Below are 10997 nucleotides of genomic sequence, written 5' to 3'. Positions count from 1 at the left end.
AATTATGCATTGATTGGGATGAATAGTTGGTAATTGTCGGCAAGTTTAAAGTGTAATTTTTCCATGTCCGTCGAAAAAATAGAGAGAAAATTTGCTTCCAATATTTTAGGACTAAACGGTAAAAATTGCAAAATATTATCTTTATGACGAAGTTTTACCAGTGGATTTTTATCGCTTTGTACGACATCGACTTCACGTCCAAAGATTTTGGAGAGATTGTCAAAGTGTTCAATGAGACTGTTTTTTTCATTTTCATGGTCAGGATTGTAAGAGTAGAGTTTAAGGTCGAGTGAGAGCTGCGTGGCAACGTCAAAAATAACCGAAGACTCTTGTTCAATCTCATGTGCGTCGTTGCTTAATACAACACCTTGATTGAGGCTTCCAAAGCCACGTTTTCCCATTTTAAAGATCGGTAATTTGGTTTTATAAAGGGTGCGTTTGTTTTTTTGAAAAAATGTATTCATCACAACAATCAGACCAATATCCATTTTTTCAGTATCCTCGCGCAATACTTTACGTGGATTGTTTTCAAAATAGTCGATCATGACGTTAATATGGTGGTTGCTGTAACTCTTAACTTTCTCTAACGACTTTGAATACGTCGGGTTTATAATCTTTACATGTAATTTGTTGCTGTTGAGTTTTGAGTGCAGTAAAAGTGCGTCATTGATGAGCACATCGATCTCGTTGTCACTCATGCGTAACATGTCGATAAGACAGTAGATACTGCTTCCAAAAGGAGAAGGAAACTGCCCTAGTTCTCGTTTGATGCTTTTAAAGACGCTTTGCAATACTTTAGGATCACCCACAAGCAGTAAAAGATCATTGGGTAAAAGCATCAGAGCAGGTCTGGGTAAAATGAGCGTATTTGAGCGATACACGGCTGCAATTTTCCATCTACTCTGCTCAATGGAAGCAAGATGTCGGTACGCGTAAGAACTTCCCACAGGTACGGAGACTTCCATGATCTCACCGATGCCAAGACCTATGTTTTGTGCGACAATGGGTGTGTTTGGAAGATGGTCGGTAAAACGAGAAGCGAGGATTTCGCGAGAGTTAAGCATCAAAAGACGTTTATCTTCGATCTCTAATCCCCATCTGTCCATAATGACGATGCGCACTTTGCCATCTACCTTTCGGATGTTGGTGTAGGTCGCTTTGACATCAAGTTCATTGGACATCATAATCATCACTTGGAAAAACTGTTCGTTGAGAATAATGGCAAGTTTTTCGTAGCTTGTTGGATCAAATTCAAAAAATTTAAAATTTTCAGGGCGTTTTTTAGGTAAAGTCTCTTCTTTGTAGGTGACGATGGTGTAGCTATTTTCCCCTGCTTCGGTTTCCATAACCTTTTCTAAAAATTGTTTTGCTAGAATGCCATCAGCGATGATTAAAATTTTTTTCATTATACGCGACTCCCTAAAATTATAAGAGGATATTGTAACTAAAATGGAATTTCAGATAGATAAAACCGATGGAAATGCTCGTGCTTGTACGATAAAAACGGCACACAGTACCATCCAAACACCTGTATTTATGCCTGTAGGAACTGTAGGCAGTGTTAAAAGCTTAGATGCTGTCGATATGAGTGAAATGCTTGGAGCGAAGATTATCTTAGGCAATACGTACCATCTTTACTTACGCCCGAATGATGAAGTCATTAAACATTTTGGAGGGCTTCATGGCTTTACCAAATTTCCAAACAGCTTTTTAACCGATAGCGGTGGATTTCAAGCATTTAGCTTAAGTGACATCTCTAAAGCCGATGTGAATGGCATCATGTTTAAAAGTCATATTGATGGTTCTTCTCATTACTTTACCCCTGAAAAGGTTCTTGATATTCAGTATAACTTTAATTCAGACATTATGATGATTTTGGATGATCTTGTAGCTCTCCCCGCCACCAAAGAGCGCATCGCACTTTCCATTAAACGCACGACTGATTGGGCACAGCGCGCCATTACGTATCATAAGCAAAAACAGTCTGAGGGGATTGGACTGCATCAAAATATTTTTGCGATCATTCAAGGTGGAACCGATAAAGAGTTCCGTCGCATCAGCGCCAATGAGCTTTGCGCCCTACCCTTTGATGGTTTTGCCATTGGCGGGTTGAGTGTTGGTGAAGCCAATGCTGATATGTACGAAACAGTCGAATTTGTGACCCCTTTAATGCCAAAAGATAAGCCACGTTATTTGATGGGTGTTGGAACACCTGAGGATTTGGTTGAAAACGTGGAACGTGGCGTAGATATGTTCGACTGTGTTATGCCAACCCGTAACGCTCGCAATGGTTCACTTTTCACCTCATTTGGCAAAGTGAGCATCAAAAATGCGAAGTTTCAAAGAGATGAAGCCCCACTTGATCCAGAGTGTGAATGCTTTACATGTAAACATTATTCGCGTGGGTATTTGCACCATCTTTTCCGTGCCAAAGAGCTTACGTACTTTAGACTTGCATCGATTCACAATCTCCATTACTACTTAAACTTAATGAAGCAGATGCGTCAAGCAATTCTTGAGGGACGTTTTGCCTCTTTTAAAGCGGAATTTTACGCGAAAAGAGCCAAATAAGATGCGTTACTCGGTGGATGCAAAGGAGAAGTTTGAGCAGAGTCTCCTCTTCTGGCTTGATAAATTTATTAAGTCCAAGCTTACTTCCCTTTCCAACCGCCATGTTGAAGAAAATGCCAAACTCTCCGCCATTATTGGAGCCCTTAATCAGGGCACTCAAAGTATGGATGATCTTAAAAATCTTGCCAAAGAGGCACGGAATATTGGGCTGATTGGCATTAACCTTTTTATCAACCCGTTGGAGAAATTTTACTATTACATCGCTCCGATGGGACTTGTCAGCCTTAAAGAGATTGATGAGGAGCTCATCAGTGAATTTTTAGCCTCTCAAACGGGCTCGCTCTCCGATGCCACGAAGAAAAACTACCGTATGGCAGTCGTTTCACTCTTTAAATTCATCGACAAACAAAACGAAGATCTCAAAGGTAATTCCCATCAGTTTCGCATTGAGCTTAAAAATTGGGGCGGACTTGGTGGTAGAAAGGGTGAAAAACTCCCTGCGCACATGTACAAAGAAGAACTTTCTCGCTTTTTTAAAGCCATCGAAGAGACGGAGTTTAAACCCTACGTTCAGGCTAAAAACAGGCTTCTTATCAAGATGATTCTCTTCACTGGAATGCGTGTCAGTGAGGCTTTGGGCTTAAGGCTTAAGGATATGGTGAAAGACGGTGATTATTACATCTTTCAAATCCGTGGAAAAGGCAATAAACCTAGAACGGCGATGATTAAAACGGAACAGATCGAACATGATTTGAGCGAATGGATGGAATACCGAAGTTCTGAGAATGCCCTTTTGTTTCAAAGTCGTACAGGAAAGCCTCTGACGCAAGCGTATGTGAGTTACATCATGGATAAAATACTCATGCACGCAGGAATAAGAAAAGAGAAAAACGGTGCGCACATGTTGCGCCATACTTTTGCAACACTGCTTTATCAAAAAAACAGAGACCTCATTTTGGTGCAAGAAGCCCTTGGTCACTCAGACCTTAACACCTCTCGCATTTATACTCATTTTGATAAAGAGCGTCTTAAAATTGCAGCAGATACTATGGATGATGTACAATGAAACACTTATATGAACAACTCGATCGTTTTCACCTTTTGGATATTAAAAATGCACTACACCCTTCAATGTTTGTTGAAGAAGCAACCTATGATATTTTGATCTTAGCCCTGCCCACTTCACGAGATGAAGGGCTTAAAATAGACTCGTATGCGTTTGTTTTTGATGACACATCGTGTTATTGGTACGATAAAAATGCACAAGAATTTGTAGATTTTGGAAGCATGGAAAAAGTTTATGAATTGCTCAATGAAAAGACCAACATTACGATGAAGATGTTGGCTTCCTTGCATGAAAGTATTGATTGGATGGAAGAGCAGTTGTATGAAAATGCGCATATGGGTTCGTTTATGCGCTATTGGCTTAACACTAAAAAAGATCTGAGCCGCATCAATCGTCTTTTAACGCTTGGTGTTGAAGTTTTGGAGAATTTTATTCAGACCTACTTAAAAGAAGAGGATTTTTTAGCCATTCATTTTAAAGATGTTCATGAGCATTTAAGCCGTACCAATCGTTCATCATTACTGGCAATCGATAAACTCACCAACCTTTACAACTTTTACACAAGCCGAAATAATGAGCGTATGAACAAAACTATCTACCTTTTGACAATTTTTTCGGGAATTTTTCTTCCATTAAATCTTATTGTTGGTTATTTTGGTATGAACACACAAGGATTGCCTTTTGATGGCATTCCGTATGGCTCAACCATTGTTGCGTTTTTATTGGGAAGTTGTGCGACATTGATGGCTGGGGTGATTTTATATTTCGGTAAAAAAGTTTAGTCTTTAAGATGTTTTTTGGGGTAGTCAAAAAAGAGGATATGTCCGCTCTCTTCGGTGATCTCTTTGAAGCTCTCCACATCAAAACTGATACAGACAATGGCACACGTAGGAATGTTGCTTAAAATGGCTCCACTAAGACGTTCTCCAACTTCGGTAATAGTAGGGTTGTGTGCGATGATAAAGATAGCTGCGTGTTTGTCATCGGTTGAATGAATGAGTTCAAGATAACTCTCATACGAGCCTTCATAAAGGGTATCAATGCTTTTAATTTTCTTCTTATCGTAATCAATTTCTTTAGCAATCTCTTTGGTTGTTTTTTCAGCCCTTTTTGCAGGACTGGTGTAGATAATATCTGGCATAACACCGAACATCTTCAAGCGTTTTCCCATAAAAGCAACGTCACGTTTTCCTCTGCCATTCAGAGGTCGTTCAAAATCGTCTAATGTCTCATCTTTCCAGCTTGATTTTGCATGTCTAATAAAATAAATTTTTTTCATGTGTCCTCTTTTTCATATACTCTATTATAGACGACAAAGGATGAGATTAAAATAAAAAATTATCATTGACCCAATTTAACACAAGTCTTCGGTTTACGGCAAAGAAAGGAAGCTCTTCTCGAAGGACTACTTCAAGCTTTTTCATCGAATAAGCATCCAAGCGAAGATCGGCTGAAACACGGTTCATCATTATAAGCATCTGTTTTGCAGACGTTTTATCAAATTTTTCGCTTCCCTCAAGATCAAAATAGGTTGATTCATTATAAACCACTGCATCTGGCTGATAATCATCAAATTGTAAAAAATCTTCCTTTACATGTAAACTCATGCAGGCTCCTTTTTAGATATAAAAAATGTCAATAAAAATGCAATAAATGCAATCGCTGCTCCTATGAAAAAGACAGCACTTGCCGAATAAATCCACACAATACCCAACGTAACAGGTAGAAAAACAGCCGCGATATGGTTGATGGTTGAAGCAACACCTGAGGTTACTGCTATATCTTTTGGATCAGCTATTTTTTGAAAATACGTTTTGAGTGCAATGGCTATGGTATAAAAGAGGTTATCTAAGATATACAGAACAACTGCCATCATTTGTGATTGTACCAAACCATAGAGGATAAAAATGAGAACTATACAGATATATTCTAGTTTCAGTGAAAGATTTTCACCAAAACGCTCAATGAGTTTTCCAGCATAGGGAGCACAGACCATGTTTATAATTGTATTGACGATTAAGAGTAAAAGCATGTTTTCTACGCTGAAATGGAACTTTTCAACCAGTAAAAAGCCAGCGAAAACAACAACAATCTGACGACGTGCACCTGCAAGAAAGGTTAAAAGGTAAAAAAGCCAATATTTTTTTCGTAAAAAAAGTTTGGTTTCTTGCACAACATCGTCTTTAAAATGTTCAAACCCTACCCACGCCACGAGTGCTAAAAGCATGGTTATCCCGCCGCTAAGAACATAAACAGCGATATAACCTACATCAAAGATTTTCATCATAATGTAGAGCGTGGCTAAAATAAACAGTGCCATAAATGAGCGAAGCGCTGAGAGTTTTCCTAAAAAGGATGGTGCTTGCTCTTTACTAATCCATTGCAAAGAGAGTGAACTGTGCAACGTTTCAAGATAGTGAAATCCCACAGACATAATAAGCGTTGTGATGTAAAGCCCTAGGGTTGACGGAAAAAAGCCTGTTAAGAGTGTTCCAAAACCTAAAAGAAATAATGAAACATAAGCAGCCGTTTGTTGGCGAAAAATGATCAAAACAAAAACAATGCTAAATGCTAAAAGCCCTGGAACTTCTCGAATACTTTGCAGTAAACCAATTTTTTCACCATTAAACCCAGCCACTTCCACGACAAAATTATTTAAAAGTGCATTCCATGCCGTAAAAGCGATAGGAACAGCAGCAGCTAAAAGATACAGAAGCTGTTCACGCGTGGCAAATAAAGTTTTAATGTTCATAATTGAGGCGATACCCTATGCCACCTTGATTTTCGATGGTATCATCGGGAAGTTTTTTACGAAGACGTTTGACTAAAGCTCTGATATTTTCGGTTGTTGTGAGTTCTCCACCCCATACATACTGTTCAATACGTTCAAACGAAATGTTTTTATTGAGATTTTTCGTAAAAAGATTGAGTAAGAGAATCTCTTTTTTGGCAAGTTTAACCTCTTCGCCTGTTGCATCAAGGAGCTGTTCATGTTCAATGGAGTAGGTAAAGCCACCTTGTAAGGTCACAAGGCAGATTTTTGGTTTACAAAGTTTTTCAATCTTTGTTTCTAATTCGTACATGTAAAAAGGTTTTTTGAGGTACTCATCGCATCCTTTGCTGTATGCTTCTTGAATGGTGTCCAGTTCAACATTGGCACTAATGATAATAGCAGGCGTTGCGTTATCCATACTGCGAATCTCTTTAAGAAGGCTCAGCCCACCAATTCCAGGAACATTGATGTCTAAGATAAAACAGTCATAGCCATTATCAATGGCTTCAAGAGCACGTTTGCCATCGTTAAAAAGATCTACATGGTATTTTTTCTGCTCTAAAGCTTCGACAATAAGATTGGCTAAGCGTTCATTATCTTCTAGTATCAATATTTTCATACAGCTCCTTTAGCTTTCTTAATGGTAATGCAAATTTGTGCACCACTTTTTTTCTGTTTAGCAATAATTTTGCCACCCATTTTATCTTCAATGATTAAGCGAGCCATATAAAGCCCAAAACCATCACCATTGGCTTTAGTACTCATAAATGGGTCAAAAATAGACTCTAGTTTACTCTTTTCAATGCCACAACCATCATCACTGATGGCGAGGTAGATGTTGTTTTCATCACTGTCAAGTTCAACATCAATGATGCCATCGGTTGTTTTTGTCTCTCTTCTTTTCACAATACTATCTTTTGCATTATTAATGATGTTTAAAACGCACTGTTTAAATTCATTAGGGTAACCAAAAGCTAAGAGTTGTTCTTGCTGTTTTTGGACAATATTGATAGTAATATAGTTGTATTTGACATTATGGTTAACGACCGTTAAAAGTGTATCGATCGCTTCACGTACATCAAATGCTGTTTGCATCGAAGAAGGTTTAATAAATTGTCTGAAATCATCAATCGTATTAGACATGTATTTTACTTGTGTCATGATGTCATCTACAAATTTTTGCGTATCTTCTTCGTTGAGCGGTTTTTTACGACGTTTGTAGATGAGTTCTTGCGCAATAGCAGAAATTTCAACCAAAGGTGTTTTCCATTGATGGGCAATACTAGCGATCATCTCCCCTACTTCAGACTGTTTGGAGCGTTGGATGACAAACTGTTCATGGCGTTTATGCTCCGTGTCAATCTTTTTCTTCTCTGTAATATCCGTTAGAATCGTTACAACACCCGCTTCTTGGTTGTTTTCATCTGTATAGTATGTTCTACGCACTGCAAAGATAATTTTATCTTTGAAAGGTATGTGCATCTCAATTTCGGCACTGCTTGGACAATCCAGTGGTACTTCTTGAATCGCGTCACAAATGCCAGGCATAATCTCTTTAACGTGTTTTCCAATGATATCTATTTTATCGCGCTCTAAAATGTGACATAATTGATCGTTACACCCTAAGATTTTTCCATCATTGGCTTTCCAAAAGATGGCACTTTGTATGTTATTTAAAAGAACGTAGTCCAATTTCCCTTGGCGCAAAAGCTCTTTTTCCAATGAAATACGTTTAATAATGTTTAGAACCAAAATAGTGGTTAACAAAAGAAGCAATGGCATCAGTGCAAAAGCATTTTCAACGAACTTGCGGTGTTTTTCGTAAAAACTCTCGACACCATTAAGAACTTCGGAGGGGTTTGGAATGTCACTGAGCGGAATGCCAAATTTACGTAATATATTATTATCAAAAAAGTAGTTGCTTGCAGGTTTATCAACAGGAACGGATGTTATCTTCCTACCATTAATAAGCTCAAACGCTTTTTTGGCTGCAAGGGTTCCTTGTTCATATGGATTAACCATGTACCCACCAATGACCCCTTCTCCGACATGGATATGGTTGAGAGCAAAAACAGGGTAATTTGATCTTTGAAAGAATGATTGCAGTTTATGATACGGTACATATTGTCCATTTATATCGCGGTAAAAACTGGTAAAAAGAATCGCACTATGCTTTGGAAGTTTGGCTATTTTTTCGTCAATGGTATTAAAATCGATCTGATTGTCAAAAACAACACGGAATTTATCTTTAAAATGGTTTGACTCTTCAATAATCTGATCTTTAATGACCAAAGAAGAATAAGCATCATCACTGATAATATAAACCATTTTTGTTGCAGGAAAGAGCTGATAGATAAGATCTAAGTTCGCACGTATATCTTTATACTCTACAACACCCGTAACATATTGTTTCAAATAGTTGTCTAAATCTTTTGGGTTGAAATTCTCAACACCACAGAAAACGACAGGAGTATTTGGGAAAAGTTCACGGTGGTATTTAAGAACAAAGTCATAAGCGTAATTGTCTGCAGCAATGATCGCTTTATAACTTCGATGACGAAACTTTTTCTTATAAAGATCAAGTAATTCTTCAAAATAAAATTGGGATTCGATCTTTTTGCTATCCATATACTCTGTGGTAAGTTCATATTGAGGATGTTTTAGCATGACATCTTCAATTCCACGTGAAATCCCGTCACTCCATTTGAGCCCTTTATTATAGGAATGAAGCAATAAAATCTCGTTAGCATATGCAATTGAACTGTAAAAAAACAGTACAATTATAATTTTTACTATATTCATAAGTATCCAGTCATAATTTTTTTCTAATTCTATCAAAAAAGCCTAATTATAAAATTTAGCTATAAAAAAACAATACAGTTATATTTTTTAAGATTTATATAAGTATAAAGTGATGTTTTTTCGTAATTCTATCAAAAAAGTCTCATTTATATCTCTTTTATCGCCATATAATTACACCAGTCTTAATTACGAGATGTTGAGTAAAATTTATTTATGGAGGTTTCGCGATGTCGAAAAAAGCAATATCCATGCTGATCCCAGTATTGGTAGTGTTAGTTGTTTGGTTTATCCCAGCCCCTGAAGGTTTAAGTGCTAATGCTTGGCACTTTATGGCAATTTTTCTAGGAGTTGTTGTAGGTCTTGTTCTTGAACCAGTCCCTGCTGCACTTGTAGGTTGGATTGGTGTATGTTTAGTTGCCTTAATGGGCATTATTGATCCAAAACCTGCTGAGGGTATTAAGTGGGCGCTTTCTGGTTTTTCCAACTCTATTATTTGGTTGATCTTTGCAGCATTTATGTTTGCAGCGGGATATCAAAGAACCGGTCTTGGTAAAAGAATTTCTCTTATCATGGTTAAATTTATGGGTAAAAGCTCACTCGGTCTTGGTTATGCGGTAGCATTCGCTGACTTATTGTTGGCTCCTTTTATGCCTTCAAACACAGCAAGAAGTGGTGGTACGATTTTCCCTATCGCGATCAACATCCCACAAATCTTCAACTCTACTCCTGAAAATGAGCCAAGAAAGCTCGGTGCATATATTACATGGGTAGCAATGGCTTCAACATGTGTAACCAGTTCAATGTTCCTCACAGCACTTGCTCCAAACCTTTTAGCGATTGATCTTATTGCTAAAAGTGCTAAAGTAACGATTGAATGGGGTGCATGGGCAACTATCATGATTCCTTTGATGTTACCACTTTTCTTGTTGACTCCATTATTAGCATACATTGTGTATCCTCCAACACAAAAAAAATCTCCTGAAGCACCAATTTGGGCTGCTAATGAGCTTAAAAAAATGGGATCTGTCTCTTTCAAAGAGATTATGATGTTGTTGTTTGCTGTACTTGCACTTGTCCTTTGGATCTTTGGTAAAGAACTACATATTGATGCTACAACCGCAGCGATTTCTATTGTTGGTTTAATGGTCCTTTGTAATGTAATCTCTTGGGACGATATTATTGGTAACAAAGGTGCTTGGAACGTTTTAGTATGGTTCTCCACTCTTGTTGCACTTGCCGGTGGTTTAGCAAAAGTAGGTATCTTAAAATGGATCGGTACTTTGGCAGAGAGTTCATTATCAGGTCTTGCTCCAATCTCATTGATGATTGCAATGCTTGTTGTATTCTTCTTATTACATTACTTCTTTGCAAGCGTTACAGCGCACGTTTCAGCGTTGGTGCCTGTTTTTGCATTGATCGCTGTTAAATTTATCGCTCCTGAGCAATTACCATCATTTATGATTTTACTTGCAGGTAGCCTTGGTATTATGGGTATCATCACTCCATATGGAACAGGTCCTTCACCAATTTGGTATGGTGCTGGTTATATCAGCCAAGCACGTTGGTGGGCATTAGGTGCACTATTCGCAGCAATTTACCTTGCCGTTTTACTTGTAGGTGTATTTATTTTCGTATAATGCTAAAGGTACATTCCCTTCGTGGGGATGTACACTTTTACAGATTTTTACATGTAAAGATCTGTAGAGGTGCCCTCCTTTTAAATGTAAACTCAACAAAGCACCTCTACGCTTAGTACTATGTGTGACCAAAACCAACTTTTTCGGA

10 protein-coding genes are annotated in these 10997 nt (G+C 37.9%); 4 read left to right on the top strand and 6 right to left on the bottom strand.

Annotation, left to right across the window (positions count from 1 at the left end; translation table 11 throughout):
- Window positions 1-2: 2 nt before the first annotated feature.
- The gene (locus tag SAR02S_RS05550; protein WP_041957701.1) at window positions 3-1406 is read right to left on the bottom strand and encodes a COG3400 family protein; all 1404 of its coding nucleotides are present in this window, start codon (window positions 1404-1406) and stop codon (window positions 3-5) included.
- Between the two features lie 43 nt (window positions 1407-1449).
- On the opposite strand from SAR02S_RS05550, the gene tgt reads away from it, so the two are divergent.
- From tgt to SAR02S_RS05535, 3 genes are read left to right on the top strand one after another with little or no spacing between them, the layout of a single operon-like run.
- A complete protein-coding gene (tgt, locus tag SAR02S_RS05545) occupies window positions 1450-2571 on the top strand; it encodes a tRNA guanosine(34) transglycosylase Tgt (RefSeq protein ID WP_041957699.1) in 1122 nt (373 codons plus the stop codon).
- Between the two features lies 1 nt (window position 2572).
- Window positions 2573-3637 (top strand): tyrosine-type recombinase/integrase, encoded by a 1065-nt coding sequence (locus SAR02S_RS05540; protein WP_041957697.1) that lies wholly within the window; start codon window positions 2573-2575, stop codon window positions 3635-3637.
- Window positions 3634-4419 carry a magnesium transporter CorA family protein gene (locus SAR02S_RS05535; RefSeq protein WP_041957695.1) on the top strand — a complete coding sequence of 262 codons (786 nt, stop codon included), beginning with the start codon at window positions 3634-3636 and terminating at the stop codon, window positions 4417-4419. Before SAR02S_RS05540 ends, SAR02S_RS05535 begins: the two co-directional genes overlap by 4 nt.
- Here SAR02S_RS05535 and SAR02S_RS05530 read toward each other — a convergent pair.
- From SAR02S_RS05530 to SAR02S_RS05510, 5 genes are read right to left on the bottom strand one after another with little or no spacing between them, the layout of a single operon-like run.
- On the bottom strand, window positions 4416-4916 hold the full coding sequence (locus SAR02S_RS05530; RefSeq protein WP_041957692.1) for a SixA phosphatase family protein: 501 nt from the start codon (window positions 4914-4916) through the stop codon (window positions 4416-4418). The genes SAR02S_RS05535 and SAR02S_RS05530 overlap by 4 nt on opposite strands.
- 46 nt (window positions 4917-4962) lie before the next feature.
- Entirely contained in the window at window positions 4963-5244 is a 282-nt protein-coding gene (locus SAR02S_RS05525) for a hypothetical protein (RefSeq protein ID WP_041957691.1), read from the bottom strand.
- Complete coding sequence (locus tag SAR02S_RS05520) at window positions 5241-6389, bottom strand: MFS transporter (protein WP_041957689.1); 1149 nt, start codon at window positions 6387-6389, stop codon at window positions 5241-5243. The genes SAR02S_RS05525 and SAR02S_RS05520 overlap by 4 nt, the downstream gene beginning before the upstream one ends.
- A complete protein-coding gene (locus SAR02S_RS05515; protein WP_041957687.1) occupies window positions 6379-7029 on the bottom strand; it encodes a response regulator transcription factor in 651 nt (216 codons plus the stop codon). The genes SAR02S_RS05520 and SAR02S_RS05515 overlap by 11 nt, the downstream gene beginning before the upstream one ends.
- The gene (locus tag SAR02S_RS05510; RefSeq protein ID WP_232293995.1) at window positions 7026-9143 is read right to left on the bottom strand and encodes a sensor histidine kinase; all 2118 of its coding nucleotides are present in this window, start codon (window positions 9141-9143) and stop codon (window positions 7026-7028) included. The genes SAR02S_RS05515 and SAR02S_RS05510 overlap by 4 nt, the downstream gene beginning before the upstream one ends.
- A 296-nt stretch (window positions 9144-9439) precedes the next feature.
- Here SAR02S_RS05510 and SAR02S_RS05505 point away from each other — a divergent pair, with 296 nt between their 5' ends.
- Window positions 9440-10849, top strand: a complete 1410-nt coding sequence (locus SAR02S_RS05505; RefSeq protein ID WP_041957684.1) for a DASS family sodium-coupled anion symporter — start codon at window positions 9440-9442, stop codon at window positions 10847-10849.
- Window positions 10850-10997: the final 148 nt, after the last annotated feature.

The organism is Sulfurospirillum arsenophilum NBRC 109478, assembly GCF_000813345.1.
Lineage (GTDB): Bacteria > Campylobacterota > Campylobacteria > Campylobacterales > Sulfurospirillaceae > Sulfurospirillum > Sulfurospirillum arsenophilum.
Note: the sequence above shows the minus strand (reverse complement) of the source record. Positions and strands in the feature narration are given on the sequence as shown.

Excerpts from the sequence above, each read along its gene's own strand:
- SAR02S_RS05535 (WP_041957695.1), top strand. The coding sequence starts at position 3,634 with ATGAAACACTTATATGAACAACTCGATCGTTTTCACCTTTTGGATATT.
- SAR02S_RS05525 (WP_041957691.1), bottom strand. The coding sequence starts at position 5,244 with ATGAGTTTACATGTAAAGGAAGATTTTTTACAATTTGATGATTATCAG.
- SAR02S_RS05520 (WP_041957689.1), bottom strand. The coding sequence starts at position 6,389 with ATGAACATTAAAACTTTATTTGCCACGCGTGAACAGCTTCTGTATCTT.
- SAR02S_RS05550 (WP_041957701.1), bottom strand. The coding sequence starts at position 1,406 with ATGAAAAAAATTTTAATCATCGCTGATGGCATTCTAGCAAAACAATTT.
- SAR02S_RS05505 (WP_041957684.1), top strand. The coding sequence starts at position 9,440 with ATGTCGAAAAAAGCAATATCCATGCTGATCCCAGTATTGGTAGTGTTA.
- SAR02S_RS05540 (WP_041957697.1), top strand. The coding sequence starts at position 2,573 with ATGCGTTACTCGGTGGATGCAAAGGAGAAGTTTGAGCAGAGTCTCCTC.
- tgt (WP_041957699.1), top strand. The coding sequence starts at position 1,450 with ATGGAATTTCAGATAGATAAAACCGATGGAAATGCTCGTGCTTGTACG.
- SAR02S_RS05530 (WP_041957692.1), bottom strand. The coding sequence starts at position 4,916 with ATGAAAAAAATTTATTTTATTAGACATGCAAAATCAAGCTGGAAAGAT.
- SAR02S_RS05515 (WP_041957687.1), bottom strand. The coding sequence starts at position 7,029 with ATGAAAATATTGATACTAGAAGATAATGAACGCTTAGCCAATCTTATT.